General features: G+C 61.9%; 20 protein-coding genes and 1 tRNA gene. 14 read left to right on the top strand and 7 right to left on the bottom strand.

All coding sequences use genetic code 11. From position 1 onward, the window contains the following. The first annotated feature begins 132 nt into the window (after positions 1-132). Both ACQZ5H_RS26980 and ACQZ5H_RS26985 read left to right on the top strand, forming a co-directional pair. Positions 133-342, top strand: a complete 210-nt coding sequence (locus tag ACQZ5H_RS26980) for a hypothetical protein (protein ID WP_112720226.1) — start codon at positions 133-135, stop codon at positions 340-342. 141 nt (positions 343-483) lie between these two features. Then, a complete protein-coding gene (locus ACQZ5H_RS26985) occupies positions 484-771 on the top strand; it encodes a hypothetical protein (RefSeq protein ID WP_112720227.1) in 288 nt (95 codons plus the stop codon). A gap of 36 nt (positions 772-807) precedes the next feature. Here the strand turns inward: ACQZ5H_RS26985 and ACQZ5H_RS26990 are convergent. Both ACQZ5H_RS26990 and ACQZ5H_RS26995 read right to left on the bottom strand, forming a co-directional pair. Next, positions 808-892, bottom strand: a tRNA-Leu gene (locus tag ACQZ5H_RS26990). A 118-nt stretch (positions 893-1010) separates the two neighbouring features. Continuing rightward, entirely contained in the window at positions 1011-2306 is a 1296-nt protein-coding gene (locus ACQZ5H_RS26995) for an MFS transporter (protein ID WP_449099493.1), read from the bottom strand. A gap of 126 nt (positions 2307-2432) precedes the next feature. Here ACQZ5H_RS26995 and ACQZ5H_RS27000 point away from each other — a divergent pair, with 126 nt between their 5' ends. Continuing rightward, positions 2433-3020: a TetR/AcrR family transcriptional regulator gene (locus tag ACQZ5H_RS27000; RefSeq protein WP_112720237.1), complete on the top strand. Its 588-nt coding sequence runs from the start codon at positions 2433-2435 to the stop codon at positions 3018-3020. Between the two features lie 17 nt (positions 3021-3037). On the opposite strand, the gene ACQZ5H_RS27005 is transcribed toward ACQZ5H_RS27000, so the two are convergent. After that, positions 3038-4018, bottom strand: a complete 981-nt coding sequence (locus ACQZ5H_RS27005; protein ID WP_449099494.1) for an aldo/keto reductase — start codon at positions 4016-4018, stop codon at positions 3038-3040. Positions 4019-4202: 184 nt separating this feature from the next. Between ACQZ5H_RS27005 and ACQZ5H_RS27010 the strand changes: the two genes are divergently transcribed. Then, positions 4203-5831 carry an AMP-binding protein gene (locus tag ACQZ5H_RS27010; protein WP_449099495.1) on the top strand — a complete coding sequence of 543 codons (1629 nt, stop codon included), beginning with the start codon at positions 4203-4205 and terminating at the stop codon, positions 5829-5831. A 10-nt stretch (positions 5832-5841) separates the two neighbouring features. Here ACQZ5H_RS27010 and ACQZ5H_RS27015 read toward each other — a convergent pair whose 3' ends face one another. The 3 genes from ACQZ5H_RS27015 to secA form a co-directional block, all read right to left on the bottom strand. After that, on the bottom strand, positions 5842-7119 hold the full coding sequence (locus tag ACQZ5H_RS27015) for a GNAT family N-acetyltransferase (protein WP_449099496.1): 1278 nt from the start codon (positions 7117-7119) through the stop codon (positions 5842-5844). Beyond that, positions 7119-8534 carry a lipopolysaccharide biosynthesis protein gene (locus ACQZ5H_RS27020; protein ID WP_130284199.1) on the bottom strand — a complete coding sequence of 472 codons (1416 nt, stop codon included), beginning with the start codon at positions 8532-8534 and terminating at the stop codon, positions 7119-7121. Before ACQZ5H_RS27020 ends, ACQZ5H_RS27015 begins: the two co-directional genes overlap by 1 nt. 165 nt (positions 8535-8699) lie before the next feature. Further along, complete coding sequence (gene secA, locus ACQZ5H_RS27025; RefSeq protein WP_449099497.1) at positions 8700-11414, bottom strand: preprotein translocase subunit SecA; 2715 nt, start codon at positions 11412-11414, stop codon at positions 8700-8702. Between the two features lie 249 nt (positions 11415-11663). Here secA and ACQZ5H_RS27030 point away from each other — a divergent pair, with 249 nt between their 5' ends. From ACQZ5H_RS27030 to ACQZ5H_RS27055, 6 genes are all read left to right on the top strand, one after another. Next, on the top strand, positions 11664-12551 hold the full coding sequence (locus ACQZ5H_RS27030) for a peptidylprolyl isomerase (RefSeq protein WP_112720242.1): 888 nt from the start codon (positions 11664-11666) through the stop codon (positions 12549-12551). A 55-nt stretch (positions 12552-12606) separates the two neighbouring features. Then, positions 12607-13848, top strand: coding sequence for a bifunctional glutamate N-acetyltransferase/amino-acid acetyltransferase ArgJ (gene argJ / locus ACQZ5H_RS27035; RefSeq protein ID WP_449099498.1), 1242 nt, complete (start codon positions 12607-12609; stop codon positions 13846-13848). Continuing rightward, positions 13817-14632 (top strand): GNAT family N-acetyltransferase, encoded by an 816-nt coding sequence (locus ACQZ5H_RS27040; RefSeq protein WP_112720244.1) that lies wholly within the window; start codon positions 13817-13819, stop codon positions 14630-14632. The genes argJ and ACQZ5H_RS27040 overlap by 32 nt, the downstream gene beginning before the upstream one ends. Before the next feature lie 2 nt (positions 14633-14634). After that, positions 14635-15048, top strand: coding sequence for an 8-oxo-dGTP diphosphatase MutT (gene mutT, locus ACQZ5H_RS27045; protein WP_203427913.1), 414 nt, complete (start codon positions 14635-14637; stop codon positions 15046-15048). Positions 15049-15172: 124 nt separating this feature from the next. Then, positions 15173-15493 (top strand): hypothetical protein, encoded by a 321-nt coding sequence (locus ACQZ5H_RS27050; protein WP_112720246.1) that lies wholly within the window; start codon positions 15173-15175, stop codon positions 15491-15493. 11 nt (positions 15494-15504) lie between these two features. Then, on the top strand, positions 15505-15717 hold the full coding sequence (locus ACQZ5H_RS27055) for a Flp family type IVb pilin (RefSeq protein ID WP_348652504.1): 213 nt from the start codon (positions 15505-15507) through the stop codon (positions 15715-15717). A gap of 9 nt (positions 15718-15726) precedes the next feature. Here the strand turns inward: ACQZ5H_RS27055 and ACQZ5H_RS27060 are convergent, their stop codons facing one another. Continuing rightward, positions 15727-16611, bottom strand: a complete 885-nt coding sequence (locus ACQZ5H_RS27060) for a methyltransferase domain-containing protein (RefSeq protein WP_112720272.1) — start codon at positions 16609-16611, stop codon at positions 15727-15729. Between the two features lie 77 nt (positions 16612-16688). Here ACQZ5H_RS27060 and ACQZ5H_RS27065 point away from each other — a divergent pair, with 77 nt between their 5' ends. From ACQZ5H_RS27065 to ACQZ5H_RS27080, 4 genes are read left to right on the top strand one after another with little or no spacing between them, the layout of a single operon-like run. Further along, positions 16689-17465, top strand: a complete 777-nt coding sequence (locus tag ACQZ5H_RS27065; protein WP_449099499.1) for a ComF family protein — start codon at positions 16689-16691, stop codon at positions 17463-17465. A gap of 34 nt (positions 17466-17499) precedes the next feature. Beyond that, on the top strand, positions 17500-17757 hold the full coding sequence (grxC, locus tag ACQZ5H_RS27070; RefSeq protein WP_449099500.1) for a glutaredoxin 3: 258 nt from the start codon (positions 17500-17502) through the stop codon (positions 17755-17757). A 10-nt stretch (positions 17758-17767) separates the two neighbouring features. Then, positions 17768-18625, top strand: a complete 858-nt coding sequence (locus tag ACQZ5H_RS27075) for a carbon-nitrogen hydrolase family protein (protein ID WP_449099501.1) — start codon at positions 17768-17770, stop codon at positions 18623-18625. Beyond that, complete coding sequence (locus tag ACQZ5H_RS27080; RefSeq protein WP_130284187.1) at positions 18622-19050, top strand: DUF1178 family protein; 429 nt, start codon at positions 18622-18624, stop codon at positions 19048-19050. Before ACQZ5H_RS27075 ends, ACQZ5H_RS27080 begins: the two co-directional genes overlap by 4 nt. The last annotated feature ends 1 nt before the right edge of the window (position 19051 follow it).

The raw sequence follows: 19051 nt of genomic DNA on the forward strand, positions 1-19051 counted from the left end.
TAAACACTTGATTTGAGGCGCCGCAGCGCTTCCCGCAGATAATCCGCAAAAGTTGCAACAGCCTGAAGCCAGTTTCGGGACGCAATATGAGTGCGCACTAAAACAGTCGATGCCATCTCATTGGAGATTTCCATGCGAGAATTAGGAACTGTTGCTGCGTCAGCCACCTACTATTCCGAGGATACCGTCGAGTTCGGCTATGTCCGCGAGGTCCTGCTCGAAGACGAGGCGTGCTGGGGCGTGTTCGACGAGGACGGAGACGTGATCTTCGTCGGCGACGACCTGGCGGAATGCCGGTCGTTTGCGGCGAAGGAAGAGATCAGGCTGCAGCTGATCCACTAGCAGGCGGCCTCCAGCGGGCGCCGCTGTGATGGATCTGCCGCGCATTCACGCAGAAAATGCAAATCCGGCCGCTTTTTTGAGGTGCTGCCGCAAATGTGTGCTAAGGGCCCCTCAGAAACTTAGAACAGGCCTTTTACAATTATGACCGAACTTACACCCGCCCTCATCTCTGCGCTGAAGCTTGCAAAGGACGGCGACCTCCATCCTCAGCCCACCAACAAGTGGACGCATGAGAATGCCACCGTGACCTACGCGAAGAACGACCGGTGGAAAGAGCGCCCGCAGAAGATCAAGTCCGTGACGCCCAAGTCCATCGAGGAACTGAGCAACTCCGGCCTCATCGAACGCCGCAACCTCGACACCGACGCCGCCAAGGATGTCTACGGCATCACCATGGCCGGCAAGATGTGGCTGCTGAAGAACAAGTAGGGTCAGGAGAGCGCTGAGAGCTGCTTTGCTGAGGAGTGGTGCCCCATGCCGGGGTCGAACCAGCACTTCTTTCGAAACTCGATTTTGAGTCGAGCGCGTCTACCAATTCCGCCAATGGGGCACGGATAGTAACGGGCGGGTGTCTAACATGCGGGCGCCCGCGCATGCAAGACGGTGGGCGGTGTTATCCGGCTGATTTGATATGGCTTCCGGCGCAGGCGCGCCGGAAGCCATTTTCGTTAATGGGCGATGGCCTCTCCGGCGCTGCCCTGGCCGGACTTCTTGAGCGTGATCGCCAGGATCGAGGCGAGCAAGCAGAAGGCGCCGGCGATGAAGAAGGCGGGGAGATAGCTCTGCAGCTCGGTGCGCGACAGGCCGGCGCCGTAGGCAGCGGTCGCGGCACCCAGCTGGTGACCGGCGAAGACCCAGCCGAAGACGAGGCCGACCTTTTCCTTGCCGAAGCGATCGGCGGCGATCTTCACGGTCGGCGGGACCGTGGCGATCCAGTCGAGGCCGTAGAAGACGGCGAAGATCGACAGGCCGTAGAAGGTGAAATCGCTGAAGGGCAGGAAGAGCAGCGAGAGACCGCGCAGACCGTAATACCAGAAAAGCAGCCAGCGGTTATCGAAGCGGTCGGAAAGCCAGCCGGAGCCGATCGTGCCGAAGAAATCGAAGATGCCCATAACTGCCAGAACGCTGGCGGCGGCCACAGGCAGGATGCCGAAATCGCCACAGAGGGTGACGAAATGCGTCTGGATCAGGCCGTTGGTGCTGAGGCCGCAGATGAAGAAGGTGGCAAACAGGATCCAGAAGGTCGAGGTCGTCGAGACTTCCCGGAGAATGACGAGAGGCATCTTCAAGGCGTCGATCAGCGTGCCGCGGGCCGGAGCGGCCGTCACATGCGCCTCGCCGACGGACGGCAGGTTCAGGTCCGACGGGCGGTCGCGCATGAAGAGCAGGACGACGAGGGCTGCGACCATGATCATGGCGCAGACGAAGAACACCGTCGAGCGCCAGCCATAGCGCTCCGTCAGCTCGGCCATCAGCGGCAGGAAGACCAGCTGGCCGGTTGCCGAGCTTGCCGAAAGCATGCCGACGACGAGGCCGCGATGCTTGGTGAACCAGCGGGCGGAGACTGTTGCTGCCAGCACCATCGCCGTCAGGCCGGTGCCGAAGCCGACGACGATGCCCCAAAGCACCAGAAGCTGCCAGAGCGAGGTCATGAACAGCGAGCCGATGAAGCCGGCACCGATCAGGCCGAGGGCGAAGACGATGACCTTGCGGACGCCGAAATAATTCATGAAGGCGGCGGCGAACGGACCCATCAGGCCGAAGAGGATCAGGCGGATCGCCAAGGCCGAGGAGATTTGCGAGGTTTCCCAGCCGAATTCATCCTGCAGCGGCTTGATGAGGACGCCGGGTGCGCCCATGGCGCCGGCCGTTACCAGCATGGTCAGGAAGGTGGCGGCGACGATGATCCATCCGTAATGAATGTTTCGCCGGGCGAGGGTGGAGGCAAGCGCTGTCGATACCATGAGGCGTCATCCATTCAGAGGGCTGATCAATACATCACCGATTTAGATGATGGTCATCATATTTGTTGCGTATTGATGATTGGCATCATATAAATTGTCAAGCGACCAATTTCAGGAATTGCTGCAATGCGCGTGAGCCGCGAAAAATTTGCCGAAAACCGCCAGAAGATCATCGAGGCAGCCGGGGTGATGTTTCGCGAAAACGGCTTCGATGGCGTCGGTGTCGCCGATATCATGAAGTCCTGCGGGCTGACGCATGGAGGGTTCTACGGTCACTTCCAGTCGAAGGACGAGTTGCAGATCGAGGTCAGCCGCGCGCTGGTGGCCCGCGTCGAGGTGCGCTGGAAGGAATTGATCGCAGGCTCGCCGCACCGGCCGCTCGAAGCGCTGCTGGAGCACTATGTCTCTTGGTGCGCAGTCGACGATCCCGGTAACAGCTGCGTTTTCGTGTCGCTGATGGACGAGGTTGCCCGGAGCAAGGGTGCCGTGCGGGAAATTTTCAATGACGGGCTCTCGATGCTCGTGTCGATCCTTGCCGAAGTCGTGCCAGGCGATACGCCGGAAGAGCGGCGCAAGAACGGCTTTACGACGCTGTCATCGATGATGGGGGCGGTCAGCCTGGCAAGGGCTGTCGAGAGCCGCGAGCTTGCCGCGCAGTTTCTCTCGACCACGCGCCAGAAGCTGTCGCCGGCGACGGCGCCTCTCGAAATCTGAGGCGCCGCGCGAGCGTCCTACTTGAAACCTTCGACGCGGTGCGGAACGTAGGGTTCCTCCAGCATCGCCACTTCCTCCGGCGTCAGCTTGACGGCAAGCGCGGCGACGGCATCGCTGAGGTGGCCGGGGCGTGAGGCGCCGATGATCGGGGCGGTGATGGCGCTCTTCTGCAGGATCCAGGCGGTGGCGATCTGCGCGCGGGGAACGCCGTGCTCCTTGGCGAGACGGCCGACGGCATCGATGATTTTGCGGTCGGAATCTTCGGCCTGCCGGTAGAGCGTCTTGCCGAATTCGTCGCTTTCGGTGCGGGCTGTCTGCTCGTCCCAGTCCCGCGTCAGGCGTCCGCGGGCAAGCGGGCTCCAGGGGATGACGGCGATCTTCTGGTCCTGGCAGAAGGGCAGCATCTCGCGCTCTTCCTCGCGGTAGAGCAGGTTGACGTGGTCCTGCATGCTGACGAACTCCGTCCAGCCATTGAGGCGCGCGGTGTAGACCATTTTGGCGAATTGCCAGGCATGCATCGAGGAGGCGCCGATATAGCGGGCCTTGCCGGCCTTCACGACGTCATGCAGCGCCTCCAGCGTTTCCTCGATCGGTGTCGAATAGTCGAAGCGATGGATCTGGTAGAGGTCGACATAATCGGTGCCGAGGCGGCGCAGGCTGTTGTCGATCTCGTCGAAGATCGCCTTGCGCGACAGGCCGGCGCCGTTCGGGCCGGGGCGCATGCGGTTGAAGACCTTGGTGGCAAGCACGATGTCTTCGCGCTTGGAAAAGCTCTTGATGGCCCGGCCGACGATTTCTTCGGAGGAGCCGTCGGAATAGGTATTGGCCGTATCGAGGAAGTTGATGCCGAGATCGATTGCCTGCTTGAGGATCGTGCGGCTTTCCTCTTCGCCGAGCGTCCAGGCATGATTGCCGCGGCCGGGATCGCCGAAGGTCATGCAGCCCAGGCAGATCTTTGAAACTTCGAGGCCCGTCTTGCCTAGTTTTACATAATCCATTGAAATGACTCCGTGATTGAATTCCGCCCGCCGCCTGAAGATCAATTTAGGGCGGAGCGGCGACAAAAGTCAGCAAGCATCGCGCATAAATTTCGATGACCGGCCGAAGGGTGCCTTCAATGCTCGCGCTTGCACTCGCGCGCCTGCGGGTGTTAGCTGGTGCAGCATTGACCGGAACTAGCCTATGAAATTGCCCCGCTTCGATCGCTATGACGATCTCTACCGCGATTTTGCGTGGGACATCCCCGATGATTTCAATATGGGCCGTGCCGTCAGCGACGACTGGGCGAAGATCGAGCCCGACCGGATCTGTCTTGAACATTTCGATCCCGGCGGCCAGCACCCCTCGATGACCTATGGCGAACTGTCGGCACGGTCGGCATCGCTTGCCAATGGGCTTGTATCGCTCGGCATCCGGCGGGGGGACCGCGTGGCGTTGCTGCTGCCGCAATCCTTTGCGACTGTCATCTCGCATGTGGCGATCTACAAGATGGGCGCGATTGCGCTGCCGCTGGCGTTGCTCTTCGGTGTCGAGGCGCTGGAATACAGGCTGAAGACAGCCGGTGCGTCTGCCGTCATCACCAATGCTTTCGGCATGGCGCGAATATCAGAGATCCGCGATCGCCTGCCTGATCTGAAGACGGTGATTTCGATCGATGGCGGAGAGGCACTGGCATTTGACGAGCTCGTCGCTTCGCATCCGCCGGTCTTCGAGGTGGTCGATACGGGGCCGGACGATCCGGCGCTGATGATCTTTACCTCGGGCACGACGGGAGCGCCGAAGGGTGCGCTGCATGGGCATCGCGTGCTCGCCGGGCATATTCCCGGCATGCAGTTTGCCCATGAAGGATTTCCGCAGGCGGGCGACAAGGTCTGGACGCCGTCGGACTGGGCCTGGGCGGGCGGCTTGCTCAATGCGCTGCTGCCGAGCCTGTTGCTGGGCGTCCCCGTCGTCTCGTCTCCGGCGCAAAAGTTCGATGCCGATACGGCCTATCGCATCATGGCCGAGATGCAGGTGCGCAATGCCTTTATCCCGCCGACGGCGCTGCGGTTGCTGAAGGCGGCCGGTGATCCGCATCTGACGCACAAGCTCAATCTGCGGACGATCGGTTCTGCCGGCGAATCCCTCGGGCGCGAAACCTATGCCTGGGCGCGCGATACGCTCGGTATCACGGTCAACGAATTCTACGGCCAGACGGAGTGCAATTTCGTCATCTCCTCAAGCCGGGCTGCCGGTGTTTCCAAAGCCGGTGCGATCGGCCGTCCGTCGCCGGGACATCGGGTTGCCGTCGTCGATGATCGCGGCATTGAATTGCCGGTGGGCGAGACAGGCCAGATCGGCGTCCAGGCGCCGGATCCGGTGATGTTCCTGGGATACTGGAACGATCCGGAGGCGACGGAGCGCAAGTTTGCCAATGGCTGGCTGCTGACGGGCGACCTCGCACATCAGGATGCGGAAGGGTTCATCACCTTCGAGGGCCGGGATGACGATGTCATTACCTCCTCGGGATACCGGATCGGGCCCGCCGAGATCGAGGACTGTCTGTCCGGGCATCCGGCCGTTCAGCTGGCGGCTGCCGTCGGCAAGCCGGATCCGGTTCGCACCGAGATCGTCAAGGCCTATGTGGTCCTGGTACCGGGCATTTGCGCCAGCGCAGAGCTTGCCGCCGAAATCCGCGACTGGGTGAAGATGCGGCTTTCGATGCATGAATATCCGCGCGAGGTGGAATTCGTCGATGCCCTGCCGCTGACGACAACCGGCAAGGTGATCCGCCGCCTGCTGCGTGAGCGGGCAGCGGCCGAAGCCGCTTGAGCTCAGCAGGTCAGCCGCGGCCTGCGAGCGACATGATCTTGGCGCGCAGTATCTTCGCCATGTTGCGGGTGTTGCGGTACATGTGAAGCTGGGTGGCCGCCTGGCGGACATCGCGGTCGCCGTTCTGGTTAAGGCCGATGACCAGCGTACCCATGTCTTCGCGCTCCTTCCAGAAGCGGCTCATGATCGGGTGATCGGGGATGGCGCAGGAATCCGAGCGGACGATGTTGGCGTCGTCGAGATGCCATTCCGTCAGTTCACCCATCAGCAGCTTGCCGGGCGAAAAGCGGGCGAACTCTTCGTCATAGGCCGTCTTCCAGGTATAGGCTTCGCCCCCCATCATCAGCACGACGATCGCGGCGATCGCCTTGCCGTTGAAGTCGATCGTATGGATACGCACGGCGTCGATGGCGGCGAGATTGGAAACGGCTTCGCGGGCGAAGGCGGTGTGATAGCGGTCGGTGACGAGCGCGCTGCGCTTCTTGCCCTTCCAGCCGCCGGCTTCCATCGCCAGGAACTCCTCGAAGCGCATATGCACGTCGCGCGGCTGGCGGGCGACGCTGTAGGTCACGGTGCCCTTGTCCTCGAGCAGGCGCCATTGGCGGCGCATCTCGCGCATGTGCGAGGAGGAGACGGAGCTTGCGAGATAGGCGACGGCGTCTTCCTCGCTCTCCAGCATCGGGCGCTCGAAGGGATTGGTGATCGTCAGCGGCAGGTTGCGGCCGAGAGCGACTGCTTTCACAAGCCGGGCGAAGATGCCGTTCAGCCGGAGATCAGGCAGCACGAGAATCTGCGGCAGTCGCAGGTCGCGGGCCGTGAGGCCTTCGAAGAGGTTGTCGAGCGTCTCGGCGGCATCCTCGGCATCGACGAGCGGAGTGCCGAGCGGCGCAAAGCTGTTCGACCAACCGCGGATGATCGAGGGGCCGACGGCAAAGCCCGGCTTCTCGACGGAGAAGGGCATCAGGAAGCGCATGCGGCTGCGGTTGCTGCCGGTGTCGCGCATCAGGGCGAAGCTCACCTGCCTGTCGTCGAGGCGGGGCATGGCGGGCGCAAGGAAGCGGCCGGTGAAGAAGACGTTCGGCTCGATCGCGCGGTTCGAAAGGAAGTCGAGCTCGTCCTGCAGCTCATAGCCGAGCTTGCCGGGATAGACGCAGAGCTCGCGGCCGGCGCGGCCGACCTCGACGCGGGCTTCCGCCTGCGGTCCGTCGAAATTCAAGGAGGCGAGCTCATGGACCATGCGGTTCGTCGTGGCGTCCGTGGACTCGGTATTCGGAGGAGTGCGCACCATCAATGGGCCTTCCTGTCTGCCTGCGCCGTTGCCGGGCGGCTGAATGCAAAGAGAACGATGCCGAGCGTGCGCCGCACGGCGATGTGGAGAAGTGTCGCCTCGACGGCCATGGCCGATGCCGTGGCGATCGCGGTGCCGACGGTTCCGAGGTGAGGGATGAGGGTCAGGTTGAGCGTGATGTTTGCCGTCAGCGCGCCGGCATAGAGGGCGGCGCAGAGGTTCTGCTTGCCCGCCATCATCAGTAGCGTTTCGGCCGGGCCGACCAGCGCCTTTGCGAGGATGCCGGCAAGCAGGATCGCCATCAGCACATAACCGGCGGTGAAGGCGCCGCCGAAAAGCGAGAGAAGCAGATGGCCGGCGGCCAGGACGCAGAGGCCGATACCGAGCGCCGGCCAGAAGGTCCAGCGGGCCGCATCGGCAGCAGCCACGGCAAGCTCGGCCCGGGTGCCGCCGGCGATGATGCTGGAGAAGCGTGGGCCCGATGCTGCCTTCACCGAGAACATGATGAACTGCACCAGCGCCATGGTCTTGGCGGCGGCGAAATAGATCGCGACGTCATGCGGCTCGAGGAAGATGCCGACGATGACGACATCGGAATTGGTGAGCAGGAAGCTCGCCCCCTCGATCAGGAAGATCGGGAAGGCGACGCTCAGCCAGGCGATGAAATCCACCTTGCGCTGGCCGGTGTCGTAATGGCGGCGCAGGCGCAGCAGCGTCGCCACATACTGGCCGAGCGCCGTGACATAGGTTGCGAGCAGGGCCGATTGCATCGCAACGACCGCCGTATGCTCGGCGCCCATGGCGTTGGCGATCAGCATGAAGAGGATGATCAGGATCGGCCGGACGATGTAGACCGGGCTCAGCGCCATGACCGGCCAATGGTTGGCGCGCGAGGTGCCTTCCAGGATATCGCCGAGCGCGATCATCGGCAGCGCGAGCAGGCCGAGGAAGCCGGGGATCAGATAGTAGATCTCGATCTTGTCGCCGAAGAAATGCAGGCCAACCATGCCCGCGACCATCAGCAGCGAGCCGGAGAGGATGGCGAAGATGCGGGCGGTCCCCGTCAGGCCGCGGATTTCCTCGAAGGCGCCGGATGCCTTGTATTGCGGCAGGAAGCGGACGATCGCGGTGTGGAAGCCGAGGCAGGAGAGATCGCCGAAGAGGACGATCAGCACCCAGATGAAGACGAAGATGCCATATTCCCACTCGCCCATCAGGCGCGCCAGGATGATCTGGGAAACGAAGGCGAGGGCGGCGCTGAGAATGCGGATTGCAAAGGCGGTCAGCGCCATGCGCTGGGCGGCCGCCTTGCCGTCACGTTCGGTCAGGACAGCAGCGAGCATGCGTAGAAGACGGCTGCCGGCCGGACGCAAGCTGGCGGGCAGCATTCTTTCAGCTGTTTCAATGACTGCCATAATGAACACGCACAACTCAGAACTCAGGCAAATCGTGTTCTCAGTCTTGCCAGATCAGGGTTAAGAAACGGTTGTGCGGGCGGCGTGTGCTCAACAGTGAAGTTGCCTGATCCACAAAAGAAAATGCCGCCCGGAGGCGGCATCTTCATCATCTTTTTCAGTCAATCACGCTTCGGCGAAAGCGCCGTGGCAATGCTTGAACTTCTTGCCCGAACCGCAGGGGCAGGGCTCGTTGCGGCCGACCTTGCCCCAGGTCGATGGATCGTTCGGATCGCGGTTTTCGGGCGCGACGATCACTTCGGATGCCTGGTAAATCGGCGCGAAATCGTTCTCGCCGGTGTCGGGATCCAGGTGCTGGGCCTGCATGACCGGAAGCTCCGGCTCGGCCGGTGCCTGCTGGACCAGCTCGACGCGCATCAGCTGTGCGGTAACCGCCTGGCGGAGGTTGTTCAGCAGCGACTGGAACAGCTCGAAGGCTTCGGACTTGTATTCCTGCAGCGGGTCGCGTTGCGCGTAGCCGCGGAAGCCGATGACCGAACGCAGGTGGTCGAGGTTGACGATGTGCTCGCGCCACAGGTGGTCGAGCGTCTGCATCAGGATCGAGCGCTCGACATAGCGCATGATGTCGTCGCCGAAACGCTCGGCCTTCTCGGTGAAGGCGGCGTTTGCAGCTTCGGTGATGCGCTCGCGGATATCGTCTTCGCCGATACCCTCTTCCTTGGCCCAGTCTTCGATCGGCAGGTCGAGGTTGAGAAGGTTTGCGACCTGTTCCTTGAGACCGGCAGCATCCCACTGTTCGGCGTAGGCGCGTTCCGGAATGTGCTTGTCGACGAGGTCTTCGATGACTTCGCGGCGCATATCCGAAACGGTCTCGGCGATGTTGGCGGCTTCCATCAGCTCCAGGCGCTGGTCGAAGATGACCTTGCGCTGGTCGTTGAGGACGTCGTCATACTTGAGCAGGTTCTTGCGGATGTCGAAGTTGCGGGCTTCGACCTTCTTCTGCGCGCGCTCGAGGGCCTTGTTGATCCAGGGATGGACGATTGCCTCGCCTTCCTTGAGACCGAGCTTCGTCAGCATGCCGTCCATACGGTCGGAGCCGAAGATGCGCATCAGGTCGTCCTGGAGCGACAGGTAGAACTTCGAGCGGCCCGGGTCGCCCTGACGGCCGGAACGGCCGCGCAGCTGGTTGTCGATACGGCGGCTTTCGTGGCGTTCCGTCGCGATGACGTAGAGACCGCCGGCGGCAAGCGCCTTTTCCTTCAGCTGCTTGATCTCGGCACGGATCGCCTCGACCTTGGCATCGTATTCTGGACCGTGCTCGACGCCTTCGAGTTCGCGCTCGACACGCATTTCGAGGTTGCCGCCGAGCTGAATGTCGGTACCGCGGCCGGCCATGTTCGTAGCAATCGTCACAGCGCCGGGAACACCGGCCTGGGCGACGATATAGGCTTCCTGCTCGTGGTAGCGGGCGTTCAGAACCTGGAAGTCCTTGAAGCCCTGCTTGCGCATCAGGTCGGCGAGCAGTTCGGACTTTTCGATCGAGGTGGTGCCGACGAGAACCGGCTGGCCGCGCTTCTGCGCGTCAGCGATCTCGGCGATGATCGCCTTGTACTTCTCTTCGAAGGTCCGGTAGACCTCGTCGTCTTCGTCGATACGCTGGATCGGCAGGTTGGTCGGCACTTCGACGACTTCGAGGCCGTAGATGTTGCCGAATTCTTCCGCTTCCGTCTGCGCCGTACCGGTCATACCGGCGAGCTTTCCGTACATGCGGAAGTAGTTCTGGAAGGTAATCTGCGCCAGCGTCTGGTTTTCAGGCTGGATCTTGACCTTTTCCTTGGCTTCGAGCGCCTGGTGCTGGCCTTCCGAATAACGGCGGCCCGGCATCATGCGGCCGGTGAACTCGTCGATGATGACGATCTCGTCGTTACGGACGATGTAGTCCTTGTCGCGCTGGAACAGCTTGTGGGCCTTCAGCGCGTTGTTGACGTGATGGACGATCGCGACGTTTTCGATGTCGTAAAGCGAAGCGCCCTTCAGCAGGCCGGCCTGCTTCAGGAGACCTTCGAGCTTTTCCGTGCCTTCTTCGGAGAAGTTGGCGGAACGCTGCTTCTCGTCGATTTCATAATCGCCGTCGGAGAGCAGTGGGATGAAGGCGTCGATCGTGTTGTAGAGATCGGAGCGGTCGTCGAGCGGGCCGGAAATGATCAGCGGCGTGCGCGCTTCATCGACGAGAATGGAGTCCACTTCGTCGACGATCGCGAAATTGTGGCCGCGCTGAACCATCTGGTTCTTCTCGTACTTCATGTTATCACGCAGATAATCGAAGCCGAGCTCGTTGTTGGTGGCGTAGGTGATGTCACAGTTGTAGGCGGCTGCGCGTTCCTCGTCGGAAAGACCGTGGACGATGACGCCCGTGGTCAGGCCGAGGAAGCCGTAGACCTTGCCCATGGTCGCCGCGTCGCGCTGCGCCAGGTAGTCGTTGACGGTGACGACGTGCACGCCCTTGCCGGAAAGCGCGTTCAGATAGACCGGCAGGGTTGCGACCAGCGTCTTACCTTCACCGGTCTTCATCTCGGCGATGTCGCCAGAGTGAAGGATCATGCCGCCGACGAGCTGTACGTCAAAAGGTCGCATGCCGAGAACACGGCGCGAGGCCTCGCGGACCACGGCAAAAGCCGGGATCAGGATGTCGTCGAGCGTCTTGCCATCAGCCAGCTGCTTGCGGAACTCGACCGTCTGTGCGGCGAGCTGCTCGTCGCTCAAGGCCTTCGTCTTCTCTTCGATGGCGCTGATTGCTGCGACTTTCGGCTGGAAAGACCGCACGCGACGGTCATTGGCAGAGCCAAATATCTTGCGGGCGATGCCGCCAAAGCTGACCATATGACTGGCCCTTTCTCATATTCTTCCCCGGCTTTTCTTATGCGCGCACCCAGCCGAAATTCAGGCGCACGCCTCGAAACGCCAGGAAACTGTTCTGGACGCGAGGTTGCGTGACAGATAAGAGGGGGGTCGAATGATGTCAACGGATTTGGCTGATATAGAAAGGCCACATTCCAGTGTTGAACGCTGTTTTAGGCTGGATTCACACGTGATGCTGAAGCCGGCGGTGTAACTCTGAAAGGTTATTTGATGTTGAGCTACAACAAACTTGCCGTGATGGCGGTCGCGACCTTCGTTGCGTTCCACGCGCCGGTCTACGCTGAAGACAAGCCGGACGCCGTCATCGCCAAGGTTGGCAACCTGGAAATTCATCAGTCGGAACTCGATCTGGCGATCGCCAATCTGGACCCGCAGCTCGCTCAGCTGCCGGACGATCAGAAGAAGGTCGCTGCCCTTTCTGCTGCCATCGATGTGAAGCTGCTGGCCGGTGATGCCGCTGCCGAAAAGCTCGACCAGACCGAAGAATTCAAGAAGCGCATGCAGTATCTTTCCGATCGCGAGCTGCACAATGCCTACTTCAAGAAGCACGTTGTCGACACCGTCACCGACGACGAAGTGAAGGCACGCTACGACAAGGAAGTCGCTGCGCTGCCGAAGCAGGAAGAAGTTCACGCCCGCCACATCCTGGTCAAGACCGAGGATGAAGCCAAGGACGTCATCAAGCAGCTCGACGCCGGCAAGGATTTTGCCGAACTCGCAAAGGAAAAGTCCACCGATCCGAACAAGGCTGACGGCGGCGATCTCGGCTATTTCACCAAGGGCCGCATGGTCAAGGAATTCGAAGACGCAGCCTTCGCGCTGGAAAAGGGCACCTACTCGAAGACCCCGGTGAAGACCGATTTCGGCTACCACGTCATCAAGGTCGAAGATAAGCGCGATGCACCGCCGCCGCCGTTCGACCAGGTCAAGGACCAGGTTCGTCAGCTCGTCATGCGCGACAAGTATCTTGCCCTTCTCGCTTCAGCGAAGGAAAAGTCCAAGGTCGACATCATGGACGAAACCCTTCGCAAGGGTTACGAGGATGCCAACAAGCAGCCGGCGCCGGGCGATGAGCCCGCCGTTCAGCCGCAGCAGTAATCATCATTCGGGCCCGGTTCTTCCGGGCCCTTCACTATCAGGCAGGTCCATCACAATGTCCGGTTCCGTTTCTCCGCTCGCCCCGAAGACCTTCGCATCCATGCCCGCGCTGCGCGGTGTGCGCATGGCGACCGCTGCCGCCGGGATCAAGTACAAGAACCGAACCGACGTACTGATGATGGTGTTCGACAAGCCGGCTTCGGTCGCGGGCGTCTTTACCCGCTCGAAGTGCCCGTCGGCGCCGGTCGATTTCTGCCGCAGCAATCTGCCGCACGGCATTGCCCGCGCCGTCGTCGTCAATTCCGGCAATGCCAATGCCTTTACCGGCCTCAAGGGCCGCGCAGCCACCGAGCTGACGGCGAAGTCCGCCGCGGCTGCCGTCGGCTGCGGCGAGAACGAAGTCTACCTCGCCTCGACCGGCGTTATCGGCGAGCCGCTGGATGCGACCAAGTTTTCCGGTGTTCTCGATGCCATGCATCGCGATGCGACCGGTGATTTCTGGTTCGAGGCAGCCAAGGCGATCATGACCACGGACACCTATCCGAAGGTCGCGACGCGCAGCGCCGAAATCGGCGGCGTCAAGGTGACGATCAACGGGATCGCCAAGGGCGCCGGGATGATCGCGCCCGACATGGCGACGATGCTTTCCTTCGTCGTGACCGATGCCGATATCGCTCCGGCCGCGCTGCAGGCGATGCTGTCGGAAGGCGTCGGCCCGACCTTCAACTCGATGACCGTCGATAGCGACACCTCGACCTCCGATACGTTGATGCTGTTTGCAACCGGCGCCGCAGCGGCTGACGGTCAGGCGCGCGTCGAGCGCACCGACGATGCCCGTCTTGCGACCTTCCGCGTCGCGCTCAACGAAGTGCTCAAGGATCTGGCGCTGCAGGTCTGCCGCGACGGCGAAGGCGCGACCAAGATGCTCGAGATCACCGTGACCGGCGCAGAGAGCGATGCGGCGGCCAAGCGGATCGCCCTGTCGATCGCCAATTCGCCGCTGGTCAAGACGGCGGCTGCCGGCGAGGACGCCAATTGGGGCCGTATCGTCATGGCTGTCGGCAAGGCCGGCGAAATGGCGGATCGCGACCGTCTGGCGATCTGGTTCGGCGATGTACGCGTTGCCGTCAACGGCGAGCGCGACCCGGGCTACTCGGAAGAGGCTGCGTCGAACGTCATGAAACAGCAGGATATTCCGGTTAAAGTCGACATCGGTCTCGGTAAAGGTCAGGCAACGGTCTGGACCTGCGACCTCACTAAGGAGTATGTGGCGATCAACGGTGACTACCGGAGCTGATCGTTCATTGACTGAGACTTCTTCAAAGACGGCAAACCTGCCGCTCGTTCGCAGGCTGGAAGCAGTTGGTTTCCGGGCGTGGCCCGCTTCGTCCGTGCAGTATGACGGCAGCTGGCAGGTACGGCTGACGGCGGGTCATCCCTCGAACCGTCTGAATTCCATCGTGCCCCTCGATCCGTCCGATCATCGCGATATCGAGATCCGCCTGGAAAAGGCGAGCAGGAAGTTCGAAGCCTATGGCCGTCCGGCCGTGCTGCGGCAGACGCCGCTCTGCACGCCGCTGCTCGTCGACCTGGTCGCCGAGCAGAACTGGACGCATTTCGACGAGACGATCGTCATGACCTGCGATCTGACGCAGGCCGATCTTCCAGATACCCTCGACCATCTGCCGACGCATGATATCGGTCGCTTCGTCGATGCCAATCTCTCGACTGACCAGGTCTCGCCGCGGCTGAAGGCGGCGCTGGCCGAAGTCATCAACGCGATCAAGCCGCCGTCCGGCCTGTTCATGATCGAGGATCCGGCATCGGGACCGCTGGCGACGGTTCTTTGCGTGCAGGACAACGATCTGGCCGGCATCATGTCGCTGTCGGTCGCCCGGGAGCGCCGGCGCGAAGGTCTCGGTCTCGAAATTCTGACATCGGCTCTTCGCTGGGCGCGTATGCGCAGTGCCCGCACCGGCTGGCTTCAGGTCAAGGCCGATAACGCGCCGGCTCTTGCACTCTACGACCGCCTCGGCTTCCGTGAAGCCTATCGCTACAGCTACTGGCGTAAGGCGCTCTGACGATGAGCGATGCCGGCAAGAAAATTCTCCTGGTTGCTGCCTGCGCGCTGATCGATTCCGACGGGCGCATTCTTCTGGCGCAGCGGCCGGAAGGAAAATCGCTTGCCGGTCTTTGGGAATTTCCGGGTGGCAAGGTCGAGCCGGGCGAGACGCCGGAAGAGTGCCTGGTGCGCGAGCTCGAAGAGGAGCTTGGCATCAAGACCAAGGTCGCCTGCCTGGCGCCGCTGACATTTGCCAGCCACAGCTACGACACATTTCATCTGCTGATGCCGCTTTATGTCTGCCGCCGCTATGAGGGCATGCCGCAAAGCCGGGAAGGGCAGGCGCTGAAATGGGTCAAGCCCATGCAATTGCGTGATTATCCCATGCCGCCGGCCGACGAGCCGCTGATCCCGATGCTGCAGGATCTACTTTAGGGATTTCTCACTATTTGCTTTCACGGACGGTTTTTGTCTGTGGATATTAATCGATCGTTTAACACCTTCTGCCAAAGATCGGCCTCAATCAAGCAACTGGCGTGTGTGTATGAAGGCTTGACGCATGGTCGACGACGATTTCTGGAAAGCGGTTAGAGAAAAACAGCAAGGCTCGAATGCTTCACGCAGGACGGGCGCGCTCAATCTTGCCTTGCTCTTCGGCACCGCCGCCGTGGCGCTCACCCTCATCCTCACCCCGATGCTGGCCGACAAGTCGAAGTCGAGCGTTTTCGCAAGCGTTCCCTCCGACTTCGACAACATCACCACCGGCTCGATCCCCAAGACCGAGAACGGCAAGCGTTACACGATCCGCCGCAGCGTGCTCCAGGAAACTCCGGGCTCCGTCTGCGTCGTTCAGGGATACGGCTCGGGGGCTGGCTGCTGATGGAAGATCAAATGGCTGATGCGCCGCTTTCTGCGGGAAGGGTTGGGATGATGCGTTCTCTGAAAGCCTTGATCGCCGACATCCGCGGCGCAACTGCTGTTGAGTATGGTCTTCTGGCCGCGCTGATCTCGGTCGGCATCATCGCCGGTGTCGGCACCTTCGGCAACAATCTTCAGAACACGTTCACGAGCGTCAGCAATACGCTCGCCTCGCACAGCCAGTAAGCTTCGGCTCTACTGCTTCAGCTTGTGCTCTTCGACCCGGAGAGCATCGGCGAGACGCGCCTTGGCCGATCCCGGCTGCAAAGGTTTCTGCTGGCTCTCGTGCGGAGCCCATCCCGAGACATAGATAATCGAGAATGTCGCGCGGATCCGGCCATCAGGATCGGAATAGCGTTCGGCATAGATCTCGGCGGCACGCAGGAAGAAGGCGCGTGAGAGCGGCTTGCGGCTGCGGGCGGCGAGCGGGTTCGCCATGCCCATGGCGCGCAGATCCTTCATCAGCGGAAAGATCGAGTCGTAGCGCACTGTATAGCTCTCGGCGTCGATGACCGGCAGCGAGAAACCGGCGCGCTGCAACAGGCTGCCGACATCGCGGACATCTGCGAAGGGAATGACGCGAGGGCTGGCGCCGCCGGTCATTTCGGCTTCGGTAGCAAGCAGCACGTCGCGCAGTTCCTGCAGCGTGCCCGCGCCAGGGATAGCCGCAAGAAAGAGGCCGTCGGGCTTCAATGCGCGGCGGATCTGGATGAAGACGCCGGGCGTATCGTTGGTCAGGTGCAGGCTGAGCGGGGCAATGATGAGGTTGGCCGATTGCGGCTCGAGCGGAACGTCTTCGAGGGGGGCGACGAAGGCGACCTCTCCCTCGGCGCCGTAGGCTGCCTCTGCTTCGACGCGGTCCAATTGACCGATCTTGCCGAGCGCCAGCGCCGCCTTGGCCGCGGTGCCGGTCGCGCCATGCAGTTCGACGGCGCGATCGAACTGCCGCTCCACGACGGACAGGCGTTCGGCAAGCTCGGTTGCGGCGATGTCGAGAAGGAAGGCGGCGTTGTGGTCGCCGTTCTTCAGCGCCCGGTGACGGTGGGCGGCGATCGCGGCTCTATCGAAAATGATATCCATGGCGATGTGCATAGTCCCGTCACCGGCAGGCGGCAAGACGGATTTTCCTTTTGGCCGGAAGCGGCTACTCTCGCTCCATGGGGGCAATCGATTTCGGCAAAGCAGCGCGGTCAGGCTGGGCGCATCTTGCGCGACCCTTCCATGCGCTTGCCGACCTCGTCTATCCGCCGGCCTGTGCTGCCTGCGGTACGATGACATCAGGGCATCGCGGGCTCTGTTCCAAATGCTGGGCGGGCGTGCGCTTCATCGAGAGGCCCTATTGCGAGGTGCTGGGGTCGCCATTCTCTCACGATCTCGGAGGGGGTATCCTAAGTGCGCAGGCGATTGCCGACCCGCCACCCTTCGATCGTCTGCGCTCCGCCGCCGTTCACGACGAGGCGGTCCGCAATCTGGTCCACGGGCTGAAATATCGCGACCGCGTCGATCTTGCGCCGATGATGGCGGGCTGGATGCTGCGGGCGAGCGATGGCACCGTTGAAGCCTGCGATGCGGTCATTCCGGTGCCGCTGCACCGGTCGCGAATGCTGTCGCGCAAGTTCAACCAGGCGGCGGAGCTTGCGCGGCATCTGGCCTGTCTCTCGGGCAAACGGCTGTTCCCCGCCACTTTGCTGCGAGTCAAGCGAACCGAACAGCAGGTGGGACTTGGGGCAAGGGCGCGCGAGGAAAATGTACGCGGAGCCTTTGCGATCGCGCGCGGGCGGGAAAACGATGTCTTCGGCAAGCGGATCGTGCTCGTCGATGATGTCTATACGACCGGCGCGACAGTGGCTGCAGCGACCCGCGCTCTGCGCAAGGCAGGTGCCTCCGACATCACTGTTTTGACCTTTGCAAGGGCCCTGCAAGAACCTATATGACAAGAAGAAAACAGGCCCGTCTGGAGACCGGAATATGGTACCCGTCACGATCTATACACGGCAGTTCTGCGGCTACTGCGCCCGCGCCAAGTCCCTGCTCGAAGAGAAGGGTGTCGATTACGTCGAGCATGATGCGACGTTCTCGCCTGATCTGCGCCAGGAGATGATTGGCAAATCGAACGGCCGCGCGACCTTCCCGCAGATTTTCATCGGCAGTGAGCATGTTGGCGGTTGCGACGATCTCTTCGCGCTTGATCGCGCCGGCAAGCTTGATCCGATGCTGGCGGCCTGAGGGTAGCACCATGGTCTTCAAGGCAGCAGCCGTTCAAATGTGCTCGGGCGTCGATCCGGCGCGCAATGCCATGTCGATGGCACGGCTTGTCCGCGAGGCTGCGGCTCAAGGCGCGACCTATGTTCAGACGCCCGAAATGACCGGGATGCTGCAGCGTGATCGCTCCGCAGCCAAAGCGGTGCTGCGCGGTGAAGCCGACGATATCATCGTGCGGACCGCTTCGGAGCTTGCGGCCGAGCTCGGCATCTATATACATGTCGGCTCGACGGCGATCGCGCTCGACGATGGCAAGATGGCCAATCGCGGCTTTCTGTTCGGCCCCGATGGCAAGGTGCTGAACCGCTACGACAAGATCCACATGTTCGATGTCGACCTCGACAATGGCGAGAGCTGGCGTGAAAGCGCGGCCTACCGGCCGGGCTCGGAAGCCCGTGTCGTGTCGCTGCCATTTGCCGAGATGGGTTTCACCATCTGCTACGACGTCCGGTTTCCCGCGCTCTTCCGGGCGCAGGCGGTTGCCGGTGCCGAAGTGATGACGGTTCCTGCCGCCTTCACGAGGCAGACCGGCGAAGCGCATTGGGAAATCCTGCTGAGGGCCCGTGCCATCGAGAACGGCGTCTTCGTTATCGCAGCCGCGCAGGCCGGCGTTCATGAGGACGGGCGCGAGACCTTCGGTCATTCGATGATCATCGATCCCTGGGGCCGGGTGCTGGCATCTGCCGGGGGCACCGGCGAGGCCGTTGTTCTGGCGGAGATCGATCCGGCTGCCGTGAAGGCTGCGCATGACAAGATCCCGAACCTGAAGAACGGCCGGGAATTCTCGATCGAGAAGATACCGGGGGCGGTGAAGGGAGGCGTTGCCGCTTGATCCGCTATTCCCTCAGTTGTGAGAATGCCCACGAGTTCGAAGGCTGGTTTTCCGAGAGCGCCGATTTCGACAGGCAGGTGGCGTCCGGTTTCCTGACCTGCCCCGTCTGCCATTCGGGCTCGATCTCGAAGGTGCTCATGGCGCCGTCCGTCTCCACCGCACGCAAGAAGGACGAGATCAAGACCGTCGCCATGGACGCGATGCGCCGTGAAGCGTTTCAGAAGCTCAAGGATGCCGTTGCTCAGGTGAAGGCGAATTCCGAAGATGTCGGGACGCGCTTCCCAGAGGAGGCGCGTAAGATCCACTACGGCGAAGCCGATGCGCGCGGCATTATCGGCCAGGCAACGGCCAACGAGGCCCAGGAACTGATCGAGGAGGGCATCGAGATCGCTGCCCTGCCCGTCCTACCTGACGATGTGAACTGAC

This window comes from Rhizobium sp. 21-4511-3d, assembly GCF_053522545.1.

Bases quoted from the DNA above. Each gene is read 5' to 3' on its own strand.
- ACQZ5H_RS27010 (WP_449099495.1), top strand. From the start codon at position 4,203: ATGAAATTGCCCCGCTTCGATCGCTATGACGATCTCTACCGCGATTTT.
- ACQZ5H_RS26995 (WP_449099493.1), bottom strand. From the start codon at position 2,306: ATGGTATCGACAGCGCTTGCCTCCACCCTCGCCCGGCGAAACATTCAT.
- ACQZ5H_RS27015 (WP_449099496.1), bottom strand. From the start codon at position 7,119: ATGGTGCGCACTCCTCCGAATACCGAGTCCACGGACGCCACGACGAAC.
- ACQZ5H_RS27065 (WP_449099499.1), top strand. From the start codon at position 16,689: ATGGGGGCAATCGATTTCGGCAAAGCAGCGCGGTCAGGCTGGGCGCAT.
- secA (WP_449099497.1), bottom strand. From the start codon at position 11,414: ATGGTCAGCTTTGGCGGCATCGCCCGCAAGATATTTGGCTCTGCCAAT.
- ACQZ5H_RS27040 (WP_112720244.1), top strand. From the start codon at position 13,817: ATGTGGCGATCAACGGTGACTACCGGAGCTGATCGTTCATTGACTGAG.
- ACQZ5H_RS26980 (WP_112720226.1), top strand. From the start codon at position 133: ATGCGAGAATTAGGAACTGTTGCTGCGTCAGCCACCTACTATTCCGAG.
- grxC (WP_449099500.1), top strand. From the start codon at position 17,500: ATGGTACCCGTCACGATCTATACACGGCAGTTCTGCGGCTACTGCGCC.
- ACQZ5H_RS26985 (WP_112720227.1), top strand. From the start codon at position 484: ATGACCGAACTTACACCCGCCCTCATCTCTGCGCTGAAGCTTGCAAAG.
- argJ (WP_449099498.1), top strand. From the start codon at position 12,607: ATGTCCGGTTCCGTTTCTCCGCTCGCCCCGAAGACCTTCGCATCCATG.
- ACQZ5H_RS27055 (WP_348652504.1), top strand. From the start codon at position 15,505: ATGGCTGATGCGCCGCTTTCTGCGGGAAGGGTTGGGATGATGCGTTCT.
- ACQZ5H_RS27060 (WP_112720272.1), bottom strand. From the start codon at position 16,611: ATGGATATCATTTTCGATAGAGCCGCGATCGCCGCCCACCGTCACCGG.
- ACQZ5H_RS27005 (WP_449099494.1), bottom strand. From the start codon at position 4,018: ATGGATTATGTAAAACTAGGCAAGACGGGCCTCGAAGTTTCAAAGATC.
- ACQZ5H_RS27000 (WP_112720237.1), top strand. From the start codon at position 2,433: ATGCGCGTGAGCCGCGAAAAATTTGCCGAAAACCGCCAGAAGATCATC.
- ACQZ5H_RS27075 (WP_449099501.1), top strand. From the start codon at position 17,768: ATGGTCTTCAAGGCAGCAGCCGTTCAAATGTGCTCGGGCGTCGATCCG.
- ACQZ5H_RS27020 (WP_130284199.1), bottom strand. From the start codon at position 8,534: ATGGCAGTCATTGAAACAGCTGAAAGAATGCTGCCCGCCAGCTTGCGT.
- mutT (WP_203427913.1), top strand. From the start codon at position 14,635: ATGAGCGATGCCGGCAAGAAAATTCTCCTGGTTGCTGCCTGCGCGCTG.
- ACQZ5H_RS27050 (WP_112720246.1), top strand. From the start codon at position 15,173: ATGGTCGACGACGATTTCTGGAAAGCGGTTAGAGAAAAACAGCAAGGC.
- ACQZ5H_RS27030 (WP_112720242.1), top strand. From the start codon at position 11,664: ATGTTGAGCTACAACAAACTTGCCGTGATGGCGGTCGCGACCTTCGTT.